This window comes from Mesorhizobium sp. M1182 (assembly GCF_040318335.1).
GTDB lineage: Bacteria > Pseudomonadota > Alphaproteobacteria > Rhizobiales > Rhizobiaceae > Mesorhizobium.
The window spans coordinates 1-26,689 of sequence record NZ_JAMYMD010000045.1 but is presented as its reverse complement, the minus strand read 5'-3'; the positions used below and the strand labels follow the sequence as shown (position 1 = coordinate 26,689).

General features: G+C 58.3%; 9 protein-coding genes and 1 pseudogene. 1 reads left to right on the top strand and 9 read right to left on the bottom strand.

All coding sequences use genetic code 11. From position 1 onward, the window contains the following. Positions 1-20 precede the first annotated feature (20 nt). The 9 genes and pseudogenes from NKH33_RS30155 to NKH33_RS30115 all read right to left on the bottom strand — a co-directional run bounded on the left by NKH33_RS30155 (position 21) and on the right by NKH33_RS30115 (position 22,085). A complete protein-coding gene (locus NKH33_RS30155; RefSeq protein WP_352922987.1) occupies positions 21-7,667 on the bottom strand; it encodes a SpvB/TcaC N-terminal domain-containing protein in 7,647 nt (2,548 codons plus the stop codon). Positions 7,668-7,716: 49 nt separating this feature from the next. Then, positions 7,717-8,370: a toll/interleukin-1 receptor domain-containing protein gene (locus NKH33_RS30150; RefSeq protein WP_352922985.1), complete on the bottom strand. Its 654-nt coding sequence runs from the start codon at positions 8,368-8,370 to the stop codon at positions 7,717-7,719. Between the two features lie 208 nt (positions 8,371-8,578). After that, positions 8,579-9,103, bottom strand: coding sequence for a tyrosine-protein kinase family protein (locus NKH33_RS30145; RefSeq protein WP_352922982.1), 525 nt, complete (start codon positions 9,101-9,103; stop codon positions 8,579-8,581). A gap of 1 nt (position 9,104) precedes the next feature. After that, a pseudogene (locus NKH33_RS30140) lies at positions 9,105-9,620 on the bottom strand (TIR domain-containing protein); the annotation flags it as partial. A gap of 281 nt (positions 9,621-9,901) precedes the next feature. Continuing rightward, a complete protein-coding gene (locus NKH33_RS30135; RefSeq protein WP_352922980.1) occupies positions 9,902-12,646 on the bottom strand; it encodes a toll/interleukin-1 receptor domain-containing protein in 2,745 nt (914 codons plus the stop codon). Between the two features lie 300 nt (positions 12,647-12,946). Next, on the bottom strand, positions 12,947-16,636 hold the full coding sequence (locus NKH33_RS30130; protein WP_352922977.1) for a toll/interleukin-1 receptor domain-containing protein: 3,690 nt from the start codon (positions 16,634-16,636) through the stop codon (positions 12,947-12,949). Positions 16,637-17,364: 728 nt separating this feature from the next. After that, positions 17,365-19,875 carry a patatin-like phospholipase family protein gene (locus tag NKH33_RS30125; protein ID WP_352922975.1) on the bottom strand — a complete coding sequence of 837 codons (2,511 nt, stop codon included), beginning with the start codon at positions 19,873-19,875 and terminating at the stop codon, positions 17,365-17,367. Between the two features lie 63 nt (positions 19,876-19,938). Then, entirely contained in the window at positions 19,939-20,877 is a 939-nt protein-coding gene (locus NKH33_RS30120; protein ID WP_352922973.1) for a hypothetical protein, read from the bottom strand. Next, a complete protein-coding gene (locus NKH33_RS30115) occupies positions 20,877-22,085 on the bottom strand; it encodes a toll/interleukin-1 receptor domain-containing protein (RefSeq protein ID WP_352922970.1) in 1,209 nt (402 codons plus the stop codon). The genes NKH33_RS30120 and NKH33_RS30115 overlap by 1 nt, the downstream gene beginning before the upstream one ends. Positions 22,086-22,944: 859 nt before the next feature. Between NKH33_RS30115 and NKH33_RS30110 the strand changes: the two genes are divergently transcribed. Then, the gene (locus NKH33_RS30110) at positions 22,945-25,563 is read left to right on the top strand and encodes an ATP-binding protein (protein ID WP_352922967.1); all 2,619 of its coding nucleotides are present in this window, start codon (positions 22,945-22,947) and stop codon (positions 25,561-25,563) included. Positions 25,564-26,689 lie beyond the last annotated feature (1,126 nt).

Below are 26,689 nucleotides of genomic sequence, written 5' to 3'. Positions count from 1 at the left end.
CGCGGGCGACAAGTCCATGATTAGTTGCCAAGATAGAGTCTTCGTGCAGCCTGAACGTCATCCGTCGTTAAGCCGAGAGCTTTCGCGCGTTGTTGCGAGAGAGGTCCTTCACTTATTCGAAAGGAACCCAAACCCTCCTCAAACATGCGGTTTTGACCCTTGCTGAGCAATGCCCCGCCAGTTTTTGTTTCTCCGACTATTACATCAAGCGTCTCCGGGTGCTTGGCTATCAGGTCTGGATAGAAGTGATCACCGCTCGGATGTTGCAATCGTATTCTTTCAGTTTCAACGATGTATCCTTGGGCTCTCAGGCGCGTGGCCTTATCTGCTACGAGAGCGTCATGCCTTTCAGTCGCTGATTTCAGCGATTCGTAAGGAGTTTCTTCACGGGATACTGTGTTGGTATTTATTGATTTACTTGCTGGCGATATGTTCGTTGAACTAGGTTCTGAGAATATTCTGCTCGACAGTGAACTCCATTGCTGTTTTATCTGTGGGATAGCTCTACCTATCGCGCGGGCGGAAAAAAAGGCGGTTGCGGCGTTGAGTATCGACCCGGCTCCCCTCTCTCCTCTTTCAAAATCCGTCAGCCGGGCACCCGTGCCCCAGCTGTCGCGGCCGGATATTGCTTCGACTCCGCCCTTGGCAGCACTATATGCGGCGGCTACCACACCCACAGCCGCGACTGCAGTCAAGACAACTGTTGCGCCCAGCGCAACTGCTGCGCCCACTGTTCCTCCTATCGCTCCAGCACCAATAATGACGGCGGCAACCCCTATCCCGATTGCCATACCTTCTAGAGCCGAAACAGCGAATTCTCTGGTTTGCGTCCATGCACCGGACAGAGCTTCGGCAGAGCTTTTTCCCTCGACATCGATAAGTCGGACAGGATTGCAATGAACATACTGAAAGCGATTGGGTCCATCAGTGATTCCTGCTGGATCCGGCGAAATCCATCGTCCCAGCCAAGGCGCATAGTAACGTGCCCCGTGATAATTCAATCCCGTAGTTTCATCGCGCTCTTTCGCCGTGTAGCGATAGCGGCGGGCGGGACCGCCCGAGGTTGGTGCCTGATAGCTGGAGCCGCCATACGGGAAGAATTCCTCGCGCGCGAGCAGGTCGCCTGAGGTGCCATCGATTTCGACGCCGCATGAGCCGAGATGATTGGGAACCTGCAGACGCAACTGTGCATTTTCGCCGCCGGCATGGTCGACGATCGCAAGGATGCCGGCGCCATCGCGGATGATGGAGGAATGCGTCGCCGACCCCGTGGAGAAGAACTCGAAGTCGCCAAAATAGTATCGCGTTCCGCGGGGCTCCAGCTTTGCCATGCGCTGGCCCGCCGCATCATATGCGAACTGGCTGCGCTCGCCGCCGCGCACGGTTGATACAAGGCGATCGCGATAGTCCCACCCGAGGCTGGAGAGATGGGCCATTCGAACGATGTTGCCGTGGTCGTCATGGCTCAGGCTCTCGACCGCGAGCCTGCCGACTGTAACTGCACGCAGTCTGTTGTTTGCTGTCTCGACCTCAAAGGCGCGGGTCCAGCTGCCGGCGCCGGCGACATGGCGCTGGCGGATCAGATTGCCGACAGAGTCGTATTCGTAGATCTCGGAATAATTGCGGAACGCCTGCAGATCGTTTGGATGGGCGCCAAGATCGAAGGGCGATCCGCTCGCAAACTGCTCATTCCAGGTGGCCGATGTGCGACTGCAATGCTCCCGCCCGCCTGCCGTGGCAAGGCGATAGAGCGAATCGTACGTGAACTGCTGTAGCGGCTCGACCCGCTGGCCCGCGTAAAACACTGTGTCGAGGCTGTCATCAGCGATGTGTGTGATATTGCCTACGGGATCGAAGACGTGATGGAGATCCTGAAACTCCCGGGCCTGCTGGAAATGCAGGCGCCCGGTCAGCGTATCAAACACATAACGGATTCCCGGACCTTTGCCGCCGTGCCGGAGCAGGATGCGCTGTCCGCCGGGTCGATATTCGATTCCGGTGACGACCGTACCGCCCGGCGACGATGCCACCTCGACCAGCTGGCCCGACGTTGAATACTTTCGCGATACCGTCGAGGGGCCGCACGAGGACCTGACAAGGCGGGATTGGGTATCGAAACTGTTCTCGTACGTCTCGGAGCGCGCGGTGCTGCTGCCAATCCTCATTGCGCGTTCAGTGCGGGCCGGCTGGCCGTGCCAGTCGTAGCTGCCAACAGTCATGATGCCCGCGCCATCTTCCTGTTCGTACAGGCGCCCCCTCAGGTAGCGGGCAGCTCCATCTTCCACGCTCTCGCCGTAAGCGTAGGACTCCCGGATGTCCTCGCTACCTGCCTCCCTCACGCGGACCCTGACCGGGCGACGCATGCTGTCGAACTCGTGGACGATACGACGGTTCATCGCATCCCATTCAATGGCGGGCTTGCCGTCTGCCGCCACCAGCATCAGGCGTCGGCCACCGTCCATGCTGCGGGAGCGCCATGGCAGACCGACCATGGAATAGTCCCAGCGCATGACGAACCGTTGCATTGCATCGACGACCGCGCGTCGGTTGCCCTCTATATCGTAGTCCGTGCGCGTGTGCATGAACTCGTCAGGGCTTTCGGGATCCCGGCGATGATGCTCCACGGACAGGAATACCCGCCCGCCAGGATCGAGGAAGCTGCGCGCTGGCGTCGCCGCGTGTGCAGCGGTCCGCATCGCGGCCTCGCGTTCCAGGCGCTGCCGCCTTTCATCACCGGGCCACGAAGCGCGGATCAGCGCTTCGTCACTGCGTTGCCGGTGCCAACTTGGCTCGAAATCGGCTGGCGGCAATTTATGAAAGAAGGCACGGACATCCGGATCGGCGAGGGGATCCAGCAGCAGGGTGTCGTTTCCGTCCCAAGCCACGTCGCCCCAAGCCCGCTGAACATGCTTCTCGTAGCTGTGGCCGACCGGCGAGTGGGATGCGGCCGCTCCGGATGGCAGGAATACACGGTGTGGGGTCAGCCTTGCCCTGACCCGCTGCAGTGGGTCGTAGAAGGTCGTTCGGGTGGCGCCTTCAGTTCGCCCGCGCTCGAATTCGTGGGTCGCGGTGAAGAAGGGCTCGTACTGGCGCACCACCGAGTTCTTGTTGTCCTGAATCTGCCATCCTGATCCGATCCAGCGCGGTTCAGACGGGCCTGCACGCGTGTCCGCATGATCGAGGGGACCCGGAGCGGTCAGCTGCTTGGTCTGCGCAATCTCGCCGAATCCGTTCGAATAGGCGAAGGCGATCTCGACAGCCGCATCCGGATCCTGGACGACGTGAAACTGGCGCGCGAGGGTGGCGGCCCAGACCGGCCGGATATCCTGCGCGGGTTCCTCACGCGGGGCGGATCTTCCGATAGGCCCTCCCGTATCGCAGGCCGCAAACATATCGTGGATGAACCGCGACGTGGCGTTGCGGATCGAGACAATTGAACCGGATCCCGACTGAGCCAGCTGGGATGGCTGCCCGAAGAATTTCCGGAGATCTGCAGCTGCAAGGTTGGCCGAGATCCCGCCGAGACTGTCTCCGGTTGGACGGTGTTCATTTCCGCGCAGGGCAATCGCAGCGACCATCCCGCGCAGATCAAACCGCAACTCCGTGACCGACCCGTTGGGGTCGGTGATCTGCTGCGGCTGAAGCAGTCGATGGTCGTTCCTGATCCGGGTTTCGTTTCCCGCGGGATCGATGATCAGCTCGGGCATCAGCGACCCGGCGCCAAAACTTTGCGTGGTTACTGAATAGAACTGGTCGAAATGCCGGATCGGAACAAAGAAGGCCGTGGCGTCGTGCTGCTCGAAGGGTGAGGCTGCCCACCAGCCCTCCGCGTCGGTATCGTCCGGCCAGCCGTCCGCCCCCGAAAACTGGGAATGAGGCAGATCGCGCCTTCGCAGGTAACCGGCCGAGTTCAGCTGGGCAGCAGCGATCGGCTCGCCGGCCTGGGCGGTCAACCCTCCGAGCATGTCGGCTGTAAGCGCCAGCCTGAAAGTCTGGTGCGGGATCGCCGGGATCGCGATTTCGCCGAGCGGCAGGGCCCTGGTTTGCGCCTTGTCCCAATAGTGGAACCGGTTGTGTTCGATCCGTCGGCGCCCGGCGGCAGTGCTGTATTCCGCCTGGTAAGGGAGTTCGGCCAGTTCTGCGGCACTGTGGAGGTCCCGCAGATCAGATGGTTGATAGAAGCCCTTCTCCCCTCCGGGAACGGCTCCGGTTACTTCCCAGTCGATACTTTCCGACAGAAGTGCGACCTGATGATCCAGCTGATTGGCGACCGGATCGACGATCGCGTGCGTGTAGCGCCTGAGCGAATAGTCGAGCGAGGTGCGGGTCTGAATTTTCCGTTCTTCGTCGCTGAGGAAAGCAATATCGCGCATCAGACCGGAGGCCCGTCGCCCATACGCTGCATGCGCGGACTGGAGCACATTGCCCCACTCATCGACATCCAGCGTGAACTGGTGCTCGATACGGGGATCGTCCCGCTGCTGCTCGTAATGGTAGTCGATCTGCTGCGCAGGATGAATCTGGAACACCGCGTGCCGGTTGATACCCGTCGCCTGCACGCGGCGAACGGTATAGTTTCGTTCCGACACGGTGTATGGACACGCTCCGGCCAGCACGGACCCGTCTTCCTCTCCGGAATAGATCTCCTGCCGCAGGATGGAACCTTTGAGCGCCCGGATGGCTTCTGTCGCTTCGGCCTCGTCAAGCTGGGGCAGAGCGGTGTCGGGGAGCAGCAGGGCGTCGGTATCGGCGCAGAAATATTCTGACGCCAGCCGCCGGCTGAGCGTTTCGCCCTTCAGGACCGCGCCGGTATGAAACCATGTCCGCGTGACCGCGGGGGCAAGGTGAAACGTGGCGTCGGCATTGACGGCCCCCGAAGTAAAGGCGGCAGCTCCGCGTGCCGACAGATTTTCGTGCCGCACAGAGTCCCGCTGTTCGACACATGCAAAACCGCAGAACTCTCGCTCCTTGCCATCATAATGGCCGTGCCGGTAGCGGTAGCTGTTGACAAGGATCTTGCCGGTCACGAGGTCCCGGTGTTCAACGCTTTCGATGACCTGCACCGGAAAGCCGAGCTTGGTGACCCAAGGCTGGCCGTTGTCCCGGTCCTGCACGCAGAACTCTGCCGAGCTGGTGTAGTGGAAGAGGGTCTCACCACCGAGATTGTTGGTATGGCGGATCAGAACATGCGGTTTGTGGGCGCTGCCTGTGTCGGACGAGACGCGGGGGTCAGCGGGTTGCGCGCCGACAAGATGCAGGTACTGAACCGAAACCGACGGGTCGGGTGTGGCCGGCGCAAAAACCAGGCAGGATGTGCCGTTGGCCAGCAGGTCAACGACCGACACTGCGCCCGGATCGTCCACCGGTGGAGACGGAACCACTACGGGGCGGCTGAAGCCGTTTCCCGACTGATTGCGCCAGCATCGTATTCCGTTTGCCCCGAGGTATGCGAGATCGGTCGAGCCGGTGCCGTCAATATCGAGCAGCCGGATGCGGCTGGCGCTGAACAGTTCGGACCGGTCAAAGACGACCTGCTCGCCGGTGTCGCTGCCGTCTTCCTCGCGGAGCGTGAGGGCGGTCCGCGGACCGAACCGTCCGCAACCGAGATTGGGCCAGTAACTTACCTCGCCGTTGCGGATGCGCACCAGATCGGTGAGGCCGTCGCCCGAAATGTCGGCAAGGTAGACCGTGCTGTTGCGATCAGCGAACAGGAGGCGCGGCCCGCTCCGTTCTTCGCTCGCCCAGGTGATGCGCTCGGGCGAGGCAAACCCTGCTTCACCCAGCGAGCGCTGCCAGAAATAGGCGCCCTGCTCGGACCAGACGAGGTCTGAAAGCCCATCGCCGTCGATATCAAACAGGCGCACATTCGGATCGTCGGGGCCGAGCGCCGGGCTTTGGGTGAAAGGGACGAAACGATCCCAGGTATAGTCGCTCGCCCGCTCGCGAAAGCCGGCGCCAGGCCGTCCAAATTCGACTATGTCGAGCAGCCCGTCGCCGCCCAGGTCGAGCAGCGTCACGGGCGCTGTCGTGGCCGTCGCACCCGGTACGCCCGCCAGCGACGGCTGATAGTCCACCGGCGTTGGACCGGCAAAGCGGCCGCCGCTGCTGTTGCGCGAGAAGAGCCACGCGCCGCCAGCGGACTGAAACAGCGCGCCTGGCGCTCCTTCTGCGTCGAGGTCGACCCAGGTGTATTTTGGCCGGTCGAGCGTTGCGCGCAACGTGGGCAACGCGTCGGGCGCCAAGCGTTCAACCCGTGCTTTCGCCAGATCGGGCACCTCTGCATAGGAAAGCTGCAGAGGCGGAAAAGCCTTCCCCGTCGCGCCGTCCCACGATACCTGGGTGACGGCGACCAGCTTGGAGAGATACGGGTTCTCGTCATAGATCAGCTCGAGCGAACGGGTAAGCCCGTCATAGGCGCCGGGGATATGATGGAAAGAAAGAATGCGCCGGCAAAGGCGGCGTGTGCGCACGGCAAACCCGCTTCGACTGGAAACGAAGCTGTCCGGCCGGATCGGGCCCGACGAAGGGGGGGTATGCCGGTCCTTGTCGAGGGGGCGCTCGAAGATTGCCAGCTGATCGGAAATACTCTTCAACGGATCTCCGATCGGATCTCCGTAGTCGAACGCCAGTTCAAACAGCCAGGGACTTGCGTCGGCTGGCGGCTTGCCGGGAAAAGACCCTGTCAACCAGTTGCGGCGGTCATAAGGGACCCGATTTCCGTACCTTGCCGAAACCAGATAGCGCGGTGACGCGAAGGGCTGGCTGGCCAGCTCACCGTGATCCGACCCGTAGTCGTACTCGACAGCGTTTCCCCGGTCGTCAAAGCACCGCTCGATCTGCCACTGAAAAATCCGTGGTGGCTCGTCGGAAGTCGCGGGCGCCCGCAGCTGCGAAGCGGTGGAGAAACCGAACAGGCTGGTGACGTTCGTTCTGCTGACAATCCGCCAGAAGCTGTCGACACAGGCACTTTTGCCGTCCGGCAGGGGTACAATCCTTCGCCACCATTCGATGCGGCTGCACGCGTTGTCTATCCGCGGCCGATACGGGCGCACTTCGTAGTGCTCGGCAGCCGGCGGAGAAGCCATAAAGCGACCGTCAAGTGAATGACATCTGACGATCGCCATTCCTTCCTTGTCGAGAACACGAACCAGTTCATCCATCCCCGCAGCCATAAAGCAGTCGGAGTCGATCTCGTCCTCGTAGCGGGGGAGACCTTTGTCGGTGCGCCGGAAAATGGAAGGCGCATTGACGCCCCAGCCGACGCCGAACGGACCGTTGCCGGCACCGGACTCGTAGTCCATCGACAATTCCGGGATGACCCCGCCGCGGACGGGATTGATCGGAAGCGGCACCGACAGTCGTGCCGTGCCGCGATAGCCATCCACACTGAGCTTTTCGTCAATCCCTCGAATGGCCCCGCCGCCTTTGGGCAAATTGGCGGCGAATCCTCTGTTCTCAAATACGGCCCTGGCCGCAGGCTCACCAGACGTTGGCGCGCCACCCTGGCCGCTGGCTGCGGCAACCGTCGGTGGTGGGAGCATCGGACTCGACATCAGTGCCAAAAGATCCGACTGGAGGAAGCTAAGCAGTTGGCTGACAGGAAGTGTATTCGTTACTGTCGCAATTTTGGAATTCTTCTTGATGCCTGCGAGTTTGTCAAATCGCAATTAAGGCTCGTTTGGGAAATGTCCCGACGACCGGGGTTTCGCCAGCGTCTCACGCGATCTTGGGTGGCTCGACGGCGACTATTTCGGCGAGACGATCCGCGACCTCGTCTAGAGATTGGCTGTCAAGAGACATGTACTGCAGGTTTACTATGCTTTTCGGAAGGGCCGATGGGGAAGCGCCCGGAAGCAACACCGGCAATAGAAGTCGCGTCCTGCTCTCTTCGTTGGCCGACTGGCGCTGAAAACGGCGGATGACCTGATCCACATGGTTGCTTTCCACTCCCTTGGCACCGATCGGCAAGACCATATGCTGGGCGCGATTTATGGTCTGGTCCAAGGCTTCTGAAAAAGATTCGCCTGACGAGATGTCACTGTCGTAGATCGAGCTGATGTTCCTTTCCACGAGTGCGTTCCTCAACCCATCTGCGAAGCTACGATCCCTGGATCCGTAGCTTATGAAGACTGCTGAAACGCCTTCGCTCCTTCGCGCTCCGAGGCGCCGCGCAGCGTCGACGAACGCGTCCCGGTTTTCGGCCAGTAAATCAGTCCTGTCCAGGCGGAGTGCAAGAAGTGCCGCGAGTGTTTCGAGATTGTAGTTGATCCCGCTGGGGCTGGCCGTGGGCTCTTCGAGAGCTGACAGGCGCTCGCCAAAACTCCAATAGGCCACATACGGGATGGTGGTGTGATCGACCAGCGTTCGCACCGGAGTATCCTTTACGGCCCATGATTTGTAAAACCTATCGAGCCTGTCAACGTACCGGCTTTTCCAATACTGCGCCGTCTGGTACTCAACGTTCGCTTCGAAGCGGGCCGGCACCGGCAGAAGCAGGAGACGAGGACGGTCGAACGGCAGATCATTGCGCAGGCGGACTGCGCGTTCCGCTACCTTGGCTGCACCTTCGAGGCTCTGGTCATTTGCAGTAAACAGGAAAGGCTAGAATGTCCGGCAATTGGGCGGTGATGATTCCGCCGAAGTCCGTCACCCCTGTGCGTCCGTCTATCAGGATGAAGTCATAGGCCTCACGGATTTCCAGGCACATCTGCTCCAGCGCCGAGCCGAGTCCCTGACTGTACATCTCGGACCAGTTCAGGGCCTGAACGCGGGCGGCATAGCCATCGTCGCGCTGACCAGCCGAAATCAGATCGATGGCCGCGACGCCTGGCAGGTTCATTGTTGTGGCGTAGCTGTTCCACGGCAGTTGGGAGCCTGGGGAGTCAGGGAATCCCGCCAGCATATCAACAAGCCCGCCGCCAATGACATCAGTCGGCAGGTAACTTGCAAAATAGTACGACAGGCCGGGCGCTTCGATGTCCCAATCGACACAGAGAACCTTGAAGCGCCATCGGGCGAGGATCGTGGCTACGTTGGCAAGGGCAAAGCTGCGGCCGACCCCGCCCTTGTATGAGTAAAAGGTGACGATTGATCCTCGTGCCATGTCACAGCCTCGGCAGAGGTGCCTGCGGCGGCGCAGCTGCAGGCGGTGTGAGTATCGGCCAGCCCGGAGACCAGGGCGGGATCGAGGAAAGATGCACTGCTATTTGAGTTGCCACTTGGCGCATCAGGGCCCAGAACTGCTGATATTCCTCCGTCTTCTTGAACTGCGGGAAGGGTATTCCCCAGGTACTGAGATCTATCCGCGACTGCACGTCGCGCGCTTCCTGTGGGAAGTGGATGCCGTCAGCGAAGACCACTGGATAAACCAGGCCGAGCGGGTTCTGCACAGTTGACAGCCCAAGCGTACGCTCGCGAGCCAGCATGCTTTGCCATTCCGCCATGCACCAGGGAGAACGAAAGTAAGGCGGGGACCAGACCGCGACCAGGAGCCGTGAATGGAGGAGAGCCTGCTGGAGATTCAACGGCCAGTTCAGACCCGGGCGCTGATCCTCATCGTACCAGATCACTGGCGGCGACTGCATCTCCAGGTCAAGGCAGTCTTCTAGTACTGGCCGGAAATGGTTGCGGACCCATTCCCCGGTGGCCCCGCCCGTGGATAACTCAGGAAGATGTCATACTGATAGTCCATGATGATACCTGGCTGCGATGGATGGCTACAAGAGTGCTTCCCTCAATTAGTTTGCCTTGTTGCATGGGAGGTCTGGATCTTGGCAATGTTCATGGTCGATTTCTCTGCGTCATCCTATCCTGCATCAAGTATCCGGCAAGGCCGCCCTGTTAAAAACTGCCACCCGCCTCCGAGACGGCGCTACTTCTGACACCAGCTGCATATTGTGGCTCACCAGAAGGAGAGGGAAGGGAACCGCAGACAGGCACCCTCAAGCAAAAACTTTCTGCAGCCGTCATCCGGCAGCGATCCCATGGTTCTCACTCGCGCAAGCTGCAACAGAAGAGGAACATCAATAGCAAAAACGTGTATGCTCTTGTCCACGCCAAGGGCTGCCAGGCGTTTTCCATCCCGACTCCAGGCAAGTTTTGTAATATTGCCGGAATCGGTCCTGAAGGCATAGAGCTCCCTGCCGGTTGAGCTGTCCCAGATCCTGGCGGTGCCATCGGTGCTGCCGGTGGCGATCTCGAGGTCGTCAGGACTCCATGCGATGGCCGTTGTGGCATGGTCGTGATCCACCAGTTCGGACAGTTGATCGCCAGTTGCGGCATTCCAGACGTAAAGTCCGTTTTTTGAACTGTCGGTCGCCAGCCGCCTGCCGTCAGAGCTCCATGCGACCCTGGAAACATATTCCACGCCTTGTTCTACCGGACCTTCCGCCACGAGCTTGCCGGTTCCTGCATCCCGGACTTCGGCCGTTCCATATCCGCCGGAGCCGGCCTGTGAGCCTCCCCCGCCCACAATCGCCAGACGCTTTCCGTCCGGGCTCCAAGTGATCTCAGAGATGTTCTCGTTTCCGAACTCAAAGACAGAGAGCTCGTTGCCGTTTTCTGCATTGTGCACTCTAAGGACAGTCTCTCCGCCCCTGGTCGCCGCGAAACGTGTAAGATCGGGGCTCCAGACCGGCCACACGTACTGGTCCAGAGCGACTGACTCGGAAAGTTTCCCCGTCGTCGCGTCCCAGATGACCCTGTGATCACCAGAAATTCCCGCAAGCCGTTTTCCATCTGTGCTCCATACGACCCTGGTGCTTTCAACCGCATTGGTCCCTTGCAGGGCCAGCAGGGTTGCGCCGGCGTCATTCCAGTCAATATCGTTGAGATCCGTATCCGAAACTGCCAGAACATTATTGTCCGGCGCCCAGGCAAGATCGTTGCCTTTCAGAGCCGCCAGCTCGATGCCTGAGCCGGCCACAGGTCCCCATACCCTCGCAATTCCGTCTTCGCTCGCGGTTGCAATGCTCTGGCCATCGGGACTCCAGGCCAGGCTGTATATGGACTGCCTTGGCCCGCCCAAGGTCAGTAGCCGGGTACCGGTCACATCATAGACCACTACAGTTCCATCATCTCCGGCGACCGCGATCGTATCATTGCGCGGGCTCCACGCGACGCTGTGGGCATAGGATCCGGCCGGGGGGAGCGATCGCGGCTTTTGGGTCGATGCGATGTCCCATATCGTGGTCGAGCCGTCGGCATAGCTGGTGGCGAGCCATTTACCATCCCGGCTCCAGCCAACGCTTGTCGCAGCCTCGTCGACGGACTCAAAGTGTTGCGACTCGGTGCCCGCACTTCCATCCCAGATATCGGTCTCGCCGGACACCCTCGCAATTGCCAGCCGTTTTCCATCCGGCGCCCAGGAGACGCTCCAAGCTCCGCCGGGATAGCACTGGTTCGGTTGGCCACCGCCTTTGCCAAGCGAGGAAAGCAGCTTCCCGGTCCCCGCATCCCGGATTTCAACCGAGCCATCGCAACGTGCCACTGCCAGATTTGTGCCATCGGGCTGCCAACCTATGCTGTCGATCGGTGACTGAAACTCGTTCACGAGTAGCGGTGGCGTCTGGCCGTCGGTCGCCGACCATATTCTCAACGCGCCGTTCAGTTCCCCCGTCGCGAGCCGTCCACCGTCAGGACTCCAGGCTATTCCGCGGACCTGGGTGTCATGCACGAACGTCAGCAACTCCTTGCCGCTTCCCGCTGCCCATACCCTGACCGTGCCGTCTTCGCCCCCGGTCGCAATCTGCATTCCGTCCGGAGACCATGCAATCTTGCTGACGGGGCCTCGATTCCCAACCAAAGCCAGCCTGACACCCGACAGCCGAAGTGCCCGATGCAGCTGCTGCTTGGCCTCAGGTAAAACGGCGTGACCCCACAGCCACATTCCGCCAGCGGCTTGAGCGGCCTCGAAAACGGACAGCTCGGGGCTGCCTTGCTCCTGTGATGCAACCGATGTGGCGACATACTGGCGAACTCGCGCCACGTCCCGCTGCCACGTGGCGTACGTGGCAAGACCCAGGGCGGCAAGGAACAGGCAACCCATGACCAACGCCAGCGCCTGAAAGAAGCGCAGGCGTTGTCGATCTACCCGCCGATCAGCCACCAGATCCTCGATTCTCCGGATCGTGAGATCCGAAGGCTTACTGGAGGCGAACTCACCAGTGGACACAGGATGGAAGAGCAGTGATGCCCCCGCATCCGGGCCGCTCGCAAACGGGATGTATTTTCGGATCTTCGCGTCGGGAGGGAAACCCTGCAGGCTCTCTGCAACGTTCAATGGAAGAATCAGTTCACTGTTCTTCCTGCCGTCATCGGTGAACAACTGGAGCTCGCGGGGCACCCACGATTCCGGTTTGCCAACGCCTTCTGTCAGGATAACTGCAAGGTGTCGTGACATGCCGAGCCGCCGTCGCGAAGCCTTGTTCAGTTCATCGCCCACCTGGAAATTTTCGCGGTCGAGGAAGCAGCGCAAGGGAAGGGCCTGACCCTCCAGTGCTTTCTTCAGCGCTGTCGCGTAGTCACCGGCTTCGTCGAAATCGTAGGAGATGAAAACGTCGAACCCGAACAGGACGTCGCGCAGGCGCTCGGCACGCAAGGCTGACGCAAACCGGGATATCCGATCGAAAAGGCTGACGATTGCCACTCGACTTCGCCGGCCGAGCGTGTCCTGGACCGGGGGATTTCCCATGCGTTGCAGCCCAATGCCCAAGCATCCAATTTCAGCAAAGTAGCCCCGGCCAGCCCAGCTGGACAAGCCCGCAATCAGTGTTGAACACCCGGCCGACATCACTGAAGGTTAAAGACGTATTCGGTGCAGCGACAGTAGAAACGGGCTCGGGGTCGCCAAGGCAACACGTTTCGGCTTACGCCATGCCAGGCACGGCTCGGTCGGTGAATCGGGATTTTGCAAACATTGCGGGACATGATGCCGGGCTGTATTACTTCATTGTTCGGGTATAAGGCTTGGGCAGACTTGAAGTTGTTCCTCCAGCGCGGCAATACGTTGAAGCATCTGACGATCGAGGAGGGGGCTACCGTCCGACGATTGCACCTGGGCCAAAAGGCTGTGGTTATCGGCGGTTGCCTTATCCACGATCTCTTTGACAGCCGTTGCTGACAGGCCTTCTTGCTCCGAATTCTTGACGACTTGACATGCGGCAGCAACTGCTTCGAGCAGGAGCCGAGCCCAAGCCTGGCGTTCATCGGATTCGTCGGGGTTGCCTGACATCGCCTCCCTTCCGACCAGCACTCCCTCCGCTTCCGCCGCGCGGTTCATGTACTTCCATGCCCCCGTGTCGTCGGGCAAGGTCTGTCGACCGATGGCCAGAATGAACAGTAGTTGAGGTACAGCCGTCGCTTCATCCAGCGAAGCGCCTTGCACCCAGTCCGCGCCGACTCCATTCAGAAACTGATCTGCGCGCGCCGCAATCCGGTCGGCTTGGGCACGGTCAAGATCCAGCGACAATGCTGCCTTGTAACTTTCGACCAATCCCGCTGACGGTAGTCTGATGAACGAATCCTTCCGCCAGGATGCTTGATATTCCGCATTGATAACCTCGAGCGCCCGATCGAGATCGTCTATGGACTGTTGCTCGGCGGCATGGGCCAGATAGGCCTGCGCTCCGCTTCTGAGACCCGGCAATAGTGTGAGTTTGCTTCTCTTCTGCTTCGAGCCGGAAATCTGTTCATAAAACGAGTCGAAGGCGGACTTGGCCACGTCGCGTTTTCCGCCGGCATCCGCGCATAACCCGGCGATAGCGAAATTGGTAGTCTCGTCTCCCGTAGCCAAATGCCAGTCCGGTGCAGGGATCGCCCGGCACGCGTCTGCGAGTCGGTCCTGATCGCCCTGTGCCTCTAAAACGCTATTGGCAGCCTCAACGTCTGGGTCCGGTGGGGGGACATCCAGCTTGACCTGTTGGCCGGATGGGCCTGGCAGCTTGGCTGTCGTCAGCGATATCTGGTTGGTTGCGTCTACATCGAGGCCGGTTGACATTTTCGCGTTGGCCAGCACATCGTCCGGAGATCCGGTTTCGGCCTCGCTGATTGACTGCATCGGCCAGGAAGTCAGACTTCCGTCATTTCCGGCAGCATAGATCCGGTCTCCATCCGAGCTGAAGGCTGCCGCAGCCAATCCGCTCCGATCCGCAGTCCACCTCGCGATCTCGGTCCAGGAGCCGGTCTCGTAGAGTGTAATCTCGCCACCGGGATCTGAAGCCGCAAGCATGTAGCGCGACGACGGATCGTATGCGACATCGCGGATCCAGTCATGAACATCAACGGCAGGTATGTCGGCGGCCGGCGCCATCACTAACATTCTGGCTTCGGGCCCGGAGGTGATGACCGTCAGGAACCTCCCGTCGGGAGAAAGGGCAATCTTGTAGATCTGACCATCTACATGAACGTCTGTTCGAACGTTCTCCCTTAAAATGGCAACATCACCGTCATCGAAAGAGACAGCCAGCGTCGCATTTCTGGTGGCAGCGGCAATGTACTCGGGTGCCCCTTTTGCATCCACGTTCAGGGAGCGCAACTCCTTGAACCCGCCGCCCTTTGCCGTCCCGAAGTGAATCCTGCGGTCGACGGTCAGCACGGCAATTTCATCCGGGCTGCCTGTCCATGCCGCGTCGAGCACCTTCAGGTCCGTCTTGATGTCGGCTTCCGCCCAGTTCCCGGCTGATTTGAGGAAAAGCCTGAGCGGTTCCATCTGCAATGCCTGAAGGCGGAGTGACTCGAAAACTGGTGTCACAGCCAGGAAGGCTTCGCCGCCGGGGGCGGGCTTGAGATAACCGGGCCTTGGCATCACCTGCTGGAGAGACAGCAGTGGCCGGGCCACATAGCCGTCCAGCAATGTGATGGACCCGCTCGAGTGCCCGATGATGAGTTTGCCGCCGACGGCGGCCAATGAAGCAACGTCGTTACCGCCGGAACCCGCAGCGAAAGATGTTTGATCAGCCAGGGCGTGTGTATCCCACAGCCGGGCGCCAAAATCGTTGGCCGTCTTCCACAAACGCACATGCAGATCATTCCCGACGGCAGCCATGAATGCTCCGTCACTCGATACGGCCAAATCAGAGATCGCAGATCGACTAGCGGGAACAGATAACAGGAGCCCTGGAGCATCAGTGCCCCACAGATCGAGCGTCCCGTCATAGCTTGCCGATGCGAGAGTTCCATGATCACCGACAAATCGAATCGACGTCACGCCGGCCACCTGTCCAGCCACCTCCGATATCTCGGGTTTTTCCCGCTTCCGTGTTGACATCAGATAGGACGGCAGATTGGCAGGTGCGTTCATTCTCTTCAACTGGATCGGCCCATCTATTCCGGCGACCGCTACAACGTCGTCTGATGGAGCCCAGGCAACTGCATTGATGACATCGTTCTGCTGACCGGCCGCTCCAAAAGATTGCTTCACAGGCTCGGCGGAATAGAGATATCGCCCCATGTTGAAAAACAGGCGGCTGGATCTGTGTGAGAAACCTATGGAGTTGACAGTTGCATCCTGCTGATCGGCCGGCGAATGAAACCAGAGCTCGCCTGTCCTTGGATCGAGAACTCGCATTCCGGCGTTGCGAACTCCAACGCCGATCAGCGATTCATCGCCATCGAATGCCAAGGTTGTAACGGCGCCTTCCACGAACCATGATCCTGTTGGCGCAGTTAGTTCATCGGCGAACAGAATTACGTGTCCCAGCGCGTCGCCCAGTGCGATAGTGCCGGCATGGTCCCCGACAGTGATCGAGGTTAGCTCATTGGGGAATTTCAGGGCGCGACGCTCGGTGCCGGTTTGACGGTCGATCACGGTGAGTCTGTGCCCATAGGCGACGAGAAGTGCTGGTGACGTCCCGTTGGTGAAGGCGATCGTTGGAGCAGCGGCCGACCTGTCTTCCGGGTCGACCGGAATCTGGACGTCCCAGAGCCAGCGAGGACCTTGAAGAACTGAAGTCATGGCCCGGCGGATTTCGACGGAATCGTTTCTCGTCGACGCCTTCGCGAAAAACAGCATGGCAACATGGCTGTCCTGCCGGGTTCTGGCCTCCAGTCCCTTGGTGAACAGGCCGAAGGCCTGCTGTATTCGGGCGTCGCGATATCCGGAATAGGCGAGCGCGCTAATCGCCAGCGCCACCAGGCCTATCCCGGCCACCGTCAGGCGCCTGAACTGGGCCCGCCGTAGTGCGGAGAATGTCCGACTTATCTCCGCCGCGATCCCGTCGCTTGGGCAGCCGTTCTTCACGGCAAGAGATTTTTCGTCGATCCAGCGGTATTGCTGGATCGCCTGCCACGTCGTCTCGCGAATTTCATCATCGACGTTTATTGGCAGGATTTGCTTGCCTGCCTCAATCGCGGTCGCGATTTCGTCCGGAACATAGGTAGACTGATCTGTTCCCTTCGCGATGATGGGTACGAGGGCGCCGCTGCGACCTATCGCGGAATGAATGCTCCTGTTTAGAATTGCTCCTGGTGGAATCTCTCCATTATCAATGAAGCAGGCGAGGCCAATTCTCCGCAGTTCCTGTTCAAGCGAACTGGCGTAAGCGCTCGAGTTGCGACGTGAGTACGAGATAAAGACATCGTAGCCGAAAAAGCGATCAAACAGCCTACGGACTGGATTGAAATCTCGTTGCACAACCATTGCGCCACCATGAGCTTGTGTGAAGTCGCGCTGTTTCAGCCAATCCTGCTACCATCTGGCGGAAAACACCAGCACCTGCCTGATCTGTTTTATTTGCTACGAAGTATTGGATACCAGTGTCCCCCTTTCCAAAGGATATGCCCTTATTAAACCCAAAGCAGAAATGGGAAAGCCGTTGTCAGGTCACACACAGGAGCCCTGGTTCTGTATGACGTCCTGGGTCTCATTGCGGAATGCGATGAGCCGGTGAATTGGGTTGTGTGTCCTGCAAGTCGAAGGCGGACCACCGGTATTCATTGGGAGCACGGAAGTGGTTCGATCAATATCTCGATGGTCGAGCCAGAGGGAACTCTCCGGGTAGCTTGGGGAGAGGCAGATTGCAACCGCTGGCTATGACCATACGCGGCGAATCTGGGGGACCTGACTTTGATTCTGCAGGGCAATTTCCAACAAGGTCCCAGTAGAGGCATGTAACCTATGATACCGAAAGACATCAACTGCGCGGTCGAGATGCAGAACTTTCGACATCTCAAGGGCCAGGACGGAATGAGCAGCATCTGATCCTGGATCAACTGCCAATCAGCGACGACGATCTCTATCAGCTGCTGTCCAGCGTAGCATCCGACAATTGACCGATGAAGAGTGCGTCACCTGCAAGGTGTGTAACTGAGCAAAGATTACCGGCCCCCCTTTGTCCGACACGTCGTGCCATGCACCCAAGGCAAGCCTCATGCTTTGCCCGGCTCCAGCATGTTTGCTGCAAGCTGCCTGAACCAGGACTCGACGTCCTCGGGATCGGGCTTTTGGGTCATCAGCGCTGGAGAAAACGTGCCTTCTGCTACATGGACGCCAAGCTGCCGGTAGGCTTCGAACTGCTCCTCATCGTAGAATTGATCAATGGTCGATTGATGAGGAAAATCGGGATGGATCGCCTGGTAACGCTTCAACAGCTCCATCTCATCGCCTGTCAAGGACAGCTTGAGATACAGTATCAGGCCGATCGCAGAGGGTCGTCCATCGCCAGCTTCAGGATAGTGTACCCTGAACGTTTGAGAGTGAGTTCGGCTGAATTTCGAAGTGGGATCGGGGCGAAACTCGTCGAGCCGCGGTTCGATACGTATGCCAAAATCAATCTGCGCATGCCGGACGAGCGTCATCTGCCCATGGAAAGTTGACTTCGGATCGGCTTCTCCGTCGACACAGACCATGTACTTGCAGCGTCTTCGAAGCAGTTCATAGATACCCATATTCTCGATGTGACCCCCATCGGACAGGTTGTACCAGGCGTTCTTTTCGGACATCGCGACGCCCGTCATTTCACGCAACAGACACATGAATCCTGGTGCACCGGCCACGTGCCGACGCGGATCTGCAATCCAGAATCCGAGACGGACATTAAGCAGCGTGAGGAGGGCCGACAGCGTTGGCATCGAAGCAAGTCCCATTTGAGGAGAGGCTGCAGCTCCGGAGATTGCCATCGCAGTGGCGAGATCGACTTCCTCACCGTTGGTATTCCATGTGGGGGTGGGAAGATAGCCGATAGCCGGCGCCCCGCTCCAGCATTTGGAAAGAACGAAGAAGTCGCCTTTCCTCTCCCTCAGGATGGGGCTTGTGCTGGACGGAAGGTTGAGGGTGGTATTGATGAGGTGATACGGGGCACGGTGCGTTCCGTTTAGAGAGCTCAAAGGCAGGTTGGACACATCGGCGTCACGATCGACGAATGCTTTTGCCAGTTGATCGCGATAGAGTTTGTGCGGTCCTGTCAGGTTCACGTTCAGCAGGAAGACCGCGAACAGGCCCGTGGCAACAGCCAGAGCGGCGAGCGCAAACGTGCCGTCGACATAATGCATAGGTGACAGGGCTGGCGCACCCGGATCAAGCGCGAGCGAGCCGAGCATGCGGAGAAGATAGAAACATGCGATTGCCACCAAGGGCACTACCAAGCCTGCCGCAAGCAACGCTATCTTGAGCGCTATTTTCTGCACACCAGGAGATCTGAAGATCGGGACGAAGCGGGCGATGGACGGTCCTGTGACGACGGAAGCCGCAACTACTCCTCCCGGGAGGGTCCAATGCGCATGAACTGCCTCCGCGAAATGTGGATACCAGCGCTCAATTGCGAAGATGCATGCAGAAACAAGTGTAAGCGCCGCTCCCCAGCCAAACACCAACCCGCCGTAGCGGGCACCGGCGCCGAATCGCAACGATACTCCATATACGAACATCGACATCGCGGTCAGTGCGCCTAGAATGCCTGCGGCCCAGAGCCATGCTTCGGCAGGGAAACGTGTTGCCACCCAGTTGCTGGTCAGGGCTGCTGCAGCGAGAACGCATAACGGTGCGGTCCAGTTGAGCAACAATCCCGCCAGAGTGCCGGTCACCATCAACCAACGCTGTTTCAGATCAGTTGCGCTGAGGTATTTCGCGTTCTGTCGAAGATGCCTGACCGGTCCCGTGTCGGGTCCATAGGGATTTCCAATCGCGGCAAAGTCCTGCCCCCCTCCCACCCGGGACGAGATGAAACTACCCGCATATCCACCTCCTGACACCGTAGAGAGATAGTCGAAATCCTTCATGAGACCCCGCTCGACGAGCACCTGAACGACCCCGAGGCAGAAAGTGGCGGATCGCATACCGCCGCCAGAAAGAGAGAGCCCAACTGCATTAGTTCCGGCTTCGGTCTTGATCTTGTACACCTCGCGTCGGGCTGCGACCTCCGCTGCCTCTGACAGGTTGATCTCCCTGGCGTTTACAAAGGGGCCGGAGGTATCCGTCCCAATGCCGAACGGCACGGGCCTGAAGCAACGTTCTATCTCGTCGTCGCCCAGGGCGTTCGGCGTCGTCTCGTCCGGAATGGCAGTCCCATAAGCCATCAGCTGCAGCTTCTCTGCGAACGCGACCAGTTTTGTCCGCACTGCCGCCAGATCTGCGCGAAATTCGTTGGCGCCGTCCTTTGAGTCGAGCAGACCTGCCTTATGCGCCCTGTGCCATTTAGCTGTGACCGGCCTCAATTCGACGTTCAGCATGTTCGTTGTTATCCGGGCGAACTCTGCGCAACCGGAATGATCCTTCATGGCCTTACGTGCCAATGCGAACACCTCCCACAGGCTTTCAAGTGCGCGCGCCTCGACTCCATACCGGTAGGGCAAGGGCTGCGTGGCGATGCGGGTCCGCAACTCTGATAGAAGGTCATGTGCCGCCAGTTGATCGGGAGAAAACGGCGAGGGTTGGATCGTCATCCTGAATTGCTCCTCTGTTGATCGCGGGATCGCGCGGCATTGGTGCGAGGCAAAAGAGACCTGTCAGGCAAGGGTTCGCTGCATCTCGGCCAGAACGGCGTTGAGGTGAAAGACGATCCGATGCGGTGTTCCAAGACCGGCCGCCTCCTGGAGATATGGCCAAACGTGGCTTGCTTGGCGTTCATGCTGTTCGGCAAGGCCCGCCAGCTTCGCAAAAGAGCGTTGATAGCTGCGGCCATAACTCGTGTAACGCGTCCGTTCGGCACGCAGAAGACCAAGGGCGATCGCCACCTCGCGGGCAGCTCCACCGAATGCACCGAGTGGCATGACAATGCCCCCTGCGCGTATCTGCTCGGTGGCCTCTTCCAGAAGTCCCGGCCGGTCCCCTTGGTACGCGTCGATCTTGCCGGAAAACTGTATGCGCAGCGGGCAGACGGCGGCCATGGTGCGACGCATCGATGTTAGAGCAGCCCCCGGCGTCGAGGGTACTTTCGCAGCAGTTTCAAGGATTGAGATGAAGCGGGATTCCTCGATCTCGTCTCCGGTTTCGACCAGGCGAAGGGCACCATCTTGCACTACGATGCCGACGAATGGTCCAGTGCTGCTGCCAGGCAGGATACCTGCAGGCTTCCCTTTCAAAAAAAAACGCGTTTCGACCACCGGGGCGATCGGCGCCTCGGTAGGGCCGAGCTTCCTGTCCGTCATGTGTTCCAGGATCGTCTGGACTGACAAGTCCCGCCACGAGGAAAGCGCGAAGAAATGGACGACCGCAGCCTGGGGTCGGCCCTGGAATTCACCGCGACCGAATGCGGCAGCCATGTCGGCTAGAAGCGAGCGGGTAAACCCGTCTCGACGCAGGTCGCCGCCATATCCGATTCGCCAGCCGGCGCGGAGGGTCGCTGCGGCGAGCGACGCGAGAAGTCTCCTGAGGTGTTGTGGCAGGAAGCCAAACAGCTGTAGATCCGGTCCGTCCGAGACGGAGATTGCGACCATCTTCTCCATCAGAGCGGTACCCCAAGGTCGGACGGAGCGCAGAGTTCAAGATCACCGCCGATTGCCCGGATCATCTTTTCCTCGGGACGTGGCAGGGGCGGTCCAGGATGGAGAACCACAATAGGCGAGGCCGTTTCGATGCGGATGTTGGCGATATCGACGAGTTCCGGTGGACGTGGCAGTTTCCTGATATCCCTGCCAGGATACTTCGCTCTGGCCGCCGCCTCAAGGCTCATCACTCTTCTGTTCCATACCATGATACGGACCGCCTCTGTCATGATGGCTAGGACGGCCCGATCCATCTCGGCCTGAGCATTTTCGCCGGAAACGGATGGGTCGACCAGCCGGAGTGCCGGGACATTGCCGCCATAGGGGTTCATTCGTAGTTCTGCGTCCCGGAACAAGTCGAGCACGACGATCGGCCGCAGCAGCCGCTTGCCTTCTAGTGTTTCCCATCGGCACCACGGTCGCGACGAATAGGCATCGGAACGGATGGCAACCACGGCACCGGCGCGGATTGCTGCAGTAAACATCTTTTCGTAGCCGAGGCCGGCGGGAAGGTCCTTGGCATCGATGAACGTGTCCACGCCATAGTTGTTGTTGGCCAGATGATCGCGAATGGCATTGACGACGGCGAGGGCGTCCGTCTTGGCATGGCTGAGGAACAGGGGGAAGCGGCTTAGCAGCGTCTCGTCAATCGGCGTGGCCGGATCCTTCTCGAACTGCTCGAGCCGGCGCAGGTAGTTTCCGATATGCGCGACGATCGTCAGGGTGAGACGGCGCATCCAGCGCGGGTCGGACAAGCCGCTTCCCAGAAAAAGCGATGTAGGAATCGACTGTATGTCATCAAAAGGCGCGATCGCGCTTCGGTCACCTAGCCTCATCGGAAGCACAAGCGTGCGGTCCGGGTGAGCATCAAGTTCGGCACGGATACTGTTGGCGAAGGACGACCAGTGCTTCTCGAACGCGGTCACGAGATTGCCTTCGAAAAGCAGGAGGACGATGTTGATCGTATCGTCACCCGTCATGAGCGGAAGCGGGGCAGACAGCGAATCACTCGGGTCGGCGCCCTTGCACCGGACACGCACGGGAATGGTGAGTCCACTGGAGTTTGGCTCGTCCTCTGCGCCCTCGAAATGAGCAGCGAGGGCCTCGGCAATGGGCCCTCCCCCCGCAAAATTACCGTGCCAGATGACAGTCAGCCTCAGAACCGACATTCTTGCCCCCATGCGAAAAGAACCTCAGCATGCCAACTTTGGAGAGGGTTATCTTCCCCACCCAGCGGTTGTGTGGCACGCCCGAGCTTACTCTTTCTGTACTGGAGGTCGATCAGTATTCGCCAAAAACAAACGGACGCGAAGAAGCGGTAGACCGATTTGACATTTCCCCATAGCCATGGTGTCCCATTCGGTTCGGATATGCCGATCTCACCGCTGGCGTTCCCATACAATCAGGTTGCAATCAGTCCGGGGTTGCCCTGTGCCACACGCGCTCGGCACCGAGATGGCCGAACCAAATCACGGAGTGTCTATGGTCACAGTGCCGTCTTGCTGTGGGATCCCGAGGCGTTTTGCCTTAACATATCCCTACACGACCTTCCCGCGTTCTGTCGGCGTTCGGAACCAAAGCGAAGCCTGGATGACGGGAGTACCAACACAGCACGTTCCTCTCCATGCGCCGGTTTTTGAAGCCGAACCACCCGCCGCGGGTCGAATAGATTGTATGCATTAGGATTCGATGACATAGTGAAGAAAGGTGCAGGCGCGCGAAGGCATGGAGTACCAAATCCCCATGTTGCTGAAGGAATTTGACCGCATCATGCTATCGCCAGGCTGTTGGAAAACGAGGCGGCTTTTTGCTGAAATTATTGGGGGGAAGACCTTGCCATCATGCATCCTAGGCTTCACGAACCAAGACATACTTGGCACTCCTTCCGGCAGTAATATCTTCAAGTGTTGGACGCAAACGACGTTCCGAACACAGAGGGGATTCCGCAACGCCGATGGCGCGCAGCTTTCAGACGCTGTCGAATTCTGAAATGTCAACGGCTAGACAACTAGCATTCGGGAAATGCTTATGCAGGAAACCGAGCAAGACGTAGAACTGATCGTCGACCTAACCGGCCTGATTAGTATTTTTGGCGATGCATTGTATACGGACTTTGGTTCGGTGGTACGCGAGCTTGTTCAAAACGCTCATGACGGTATCGTCGAGAAAATCGCGTCGAGTTCGACGGATGGCTTGCCAGTCGCGCCGCAGTTTCGGCATCGAATTGATGTCAATTTCTCCGATGCCGAGAAAATTCTTGTCGTCGCCGACAATGGTATTGGCATGACTGCAGATCAGCTCTCCGATAAGCTAAACAACTTTGCGCACTCGGAGAAGCGAGAGTTACAGCAAGCTCTACATGGAGAAGGGAGAGAAACACCCGATCAGCTAATTGGGGAGTACGGGGTTGGATTCTTGTCTGCAATGGCGGTCAGTGATCGAGTGGAGGTCTTTAGCCACACTGAGGGAACTCTAGAGGCCGCCGTCTGGTCGTTTGACAAGGGGAGCCGCATTGCAAACGTAAAGCAGATTGCGGCCTCAGAAGCGGGCAAAGCCCGCGGCGTGCATCGCGTGGCCACGGCATCTGGCGGAACAATGATTGTATGCAGTTTGTCTCAGTCTATAGTTAATCTTTACACCATAGACTCACTTAGCGTGAGTGGAAGCCTTGAAAACTTCACAAAAATACTTCCGTTTGATTTGTATTTTAATGGGGATTTATTGAATCCTCAGCCTTCTGCTTGGATCGATCCAGCGCACGCAACGGAAAACGACTGGCGTGAGGCTATAGTCAAGATGACCGACGATGAGCCGCTCTATATCATTCCAGTGTACAGCTCCCCCAAAGAGCTAGATTTGCAAGGTGTCCTTTGGTTCCCTAGGCGTCGGAGGATTCAGGACGAAGGTCGATTGGATATTTTCATAAAGCGTATGTTTGTAATGGCCGACGATAGCATAGTTCTTCCATCGTGGGCACGATTCTTAAGAGGCATGATAAATTCTAATAAATTACGTCGTATCGTTTCTGGAAATACTGTTAAATCCGATAGCAATGCGTCAGACGTCAGGAAGTTTCTGACGCAATGTATTCATGACGCGTTTCGCACTTTACGAACGCTCACGGAAGATGAATATTGGAGGATAATAGGCCCTCACGACGACGTTATAAAGGAGTGTGCCGTCGACAATCCTGAGCTGCTGGAAATTGTTTGGGACAAGATGCGATTGCGGGCTCGTACCAGGAAAATGACTATTCCAGCTTATCTTGAGGAGCTGCGTCGTTTCCATAAGTTGGACCGTACCCTCTATTGTTTTGAGAGCCATGCGCAGGAATTTGCGGCGAATCTGGTGTCGGATGCGACGCATATTCCGATTTTTGCCCTTTATAGTCGAGCTGATAGCCTTTTTGCCGACGCCGTTTGCGCCAAGGAAGAAATTGAGAAAGTCAATTTCAGAGCGTTGGCCGATAAGCTTTTCGCCCCTTTGAACGCTGACGACGCGACACAGTATCGAACGCTGTTGTCGGCGTGTGCCGAAAACAATATCGCGGCGGACCTACGTCGGTTTGAACCATTGCATATTCCCGCAATTTTGATTGAAGACAAGACTATGCATGAGCGACGAGAGGAACTGCTCCATAACCTCAGGGATGCGTCAGGAGATCGACAGCGGCAATTCGTTGAGGATCTCGAGGCGCTCTTCAAGAGGGACAGAGCAGCGAACAAAGGCGTCGCCTTCTATCTAAACGTAGGCAATGAGCTGATCAGAGAGCTGCGAGAGGTCCCCTACGACGCACAGGTCGCAGTTTGCCGGGCCTTGTACAACATGTCATACATGTCAGCTGTGCCAGAGCTGCGCAGCAATGAGGTGCAAGCGGTATACGGCTCAATATGCACGGTCTTGATGGACCTGCTGCGCGAGATCAAGCAGTCATTGGCTGTCAGCCTACCAGAGCCCGGTTCGAGCAAGGGAGTGGGCGGCGGGCGCGTTCGGAGTTCGGATGAACCGACGCGAATGATGTTGTTTATGCCCTTTGAAAATCGATACAACAACCTGGAGGCAGCTGTCCGGGACGTTTTTGAAGACAAACCATACTTTTTTGAAGTCGTATTGGCGCGAGACTTTATGCGCGAGGGAAGGATAATCGAAAGCGTTAGGGCACATATTGCAGAGTCAGACGCTTTCATCGCGGATATTTCTGATGCGAATCCCAGTGTTATGATGGAGGTGGGTGCAGCGCTGATTGCAGAAGCAGGCCCGTTATTCTTGCTTCGTAGCGCAAATGCGGGTGCGGAGATGCCTGCGGACCTTCGCGCTGAACTTAGCATAACCTATGAACGATTGGACGACGACCCTGCAGAGATAGCGGCTGCCATAAAAGCTTCGTTGGAGCGTAAAGGGACGCCATCTCATCGGGATATACAGGTCCTGATGGACAAGCGGCTCAGTCGTGCCATTTCGCATACACTCCTTGCTCGACTGCGCTATTATCGGCTGACTGAGGATGAGATGACGCGCCTTACCACACATTTCAAAAACCTTGATGGTCTACTCAGAGCTGAGGCTTCGGAAATCACCGATGTAGCGAACCTGAAGCCGGCTGACGCGGAAAGCTTTCGACGCGCGCTGATTGCGCATATCGAATGAGAGGAGGTGCCCATGCTCGTCACCCTTCGGTGTCCCGAGGACGGCTGCGGATCGAAGCTCTCAGTCCAATGTGCAGATCACGAGCAGCAGGTTAGCTGCTCGAAGTGTGGCAATAGTTTTGTCTTTTTCAACGCCGGGACGACGACCTGTGAGCGTTGTGGAAAGAACATAACCTTTGATCTTAACCGGTTAGTGCCCAGCATCTTTTGTGAGGGATGCCGCCAGTCCCTACGAAGCCCGAGAGATGAAGCATTTCTACCATTTCGGTTGGAACACGAGAGGGGGTATCAATATTGCGGTTTGGACTATATTGAGGGATATGAGGAGCAGGTATACAATGCCGAGCGAGCCTTTCGTGTCATTGCATCCGTGATGAATACACCGTCGACAAGGCGGAATGTGTTTGTGGAGCTTGTCGTTGATCGAGATTCAGGGCTTCCAGTCAAAGAGTTTAGACTATTACACTTAGCGTGTAATTTTACGTATAACGCGGGACACCGGAACGCGAAATTTATTGTCTTGATATTTGAACCTCCGCTGCGAACACTTCTGCACGATCTGTGCTCCAAGCGAGGGGTGGCGGGCATCTGGTTTGCGACCCCAGAAGCTCGCGCAATAGTGGAAGGCTTACCGCTACTGGGCCCCTATACTTCGCGTTTTGGGAATTTGCCGAGCGGCAGCATTCGTTGTATGTCGTAGTGTGGCTGCGGGACATCGGTCTGCCCTTGCTCAGGCTTTGAAGATCGTAGAGTGACTGCCGACAAAGTTCTGAAGCCCCCTTTCCGTTGCGCGTTCCCGCTTGTCTGATCAATACCCAACTGTTGCCGCCTCGCTCGCATCCCGACTAGGAGCTAGTAGCAGGCGCGGATAGGCGTTCACCTGGCACGGCCATCCGAATACGCTTGCGAAAGTTGGCTCGCCTGCCTCAGCAAGGACACCTCAAACCTTTGGGACCCCGGATGCTGTTCGTTTCGAGGCGATCGATGCGCCAGGTGCCCTTGCCGGCGCGACGTAGAGATGATGATCTCTAACTTCTGGAAAGATACCCTCCGGCGAAGGCCGCCTTGCGAGAGGACGGCACGGTAGCGAGGCTGCGCTCTTAAGGTCGCCCTTACGAGCGAAGTTA

What these genes read in the sequence shown, in the direction of transcription:
- NKH33_RS30110 (WP_352922967.1), top strand. Translation starts at nt 22,945, where the DNA reads ATGCAGGAAACCGAGCAAGACGTAGAACTGATCGTCGACCTAACCGGC.
- NKH33_RS30125 (WP_352922975.1), bottom strand. Translation starts at nt 19,875, where the DNA reads ATGACGATCCAACCCTCGCCGTTTTCTCCCGATCAACTGGCGGCACAT.
- NKH33_RS30130 (WP_352922977.1), bottom strand. Translation starts at nt 16,636, where the DNA reads ATGGTTGTGCAACGAGATTTCAATCCAGTCCGTAGGCTGTTTGATCGC.
- NKH33_RS30120 (WP_352922973.1), bottom strand. Translation starts at nt 20,877, where the DNA reads ATGGAGAAGATGGTCGCAATCTCCGTCTCGGACGGACCGGATCTACAG.
- NKH33_RS30145 (WP_352922982.1), bottom strand. Translation starts at nt 9,103, where the DNA reads ATGGCACGAGGATCAATCGTCACCTTTTACTCATACAAGGGCGGGGTC.
- NKH33_RS30115 (WP_352922970.1), bottom strand. Translation starts at nt 22,085, where the DNA reads ATGTCGGTTCTGAGGCTGACTGTCATCTGGCACGGTAATTTTGCGGGG.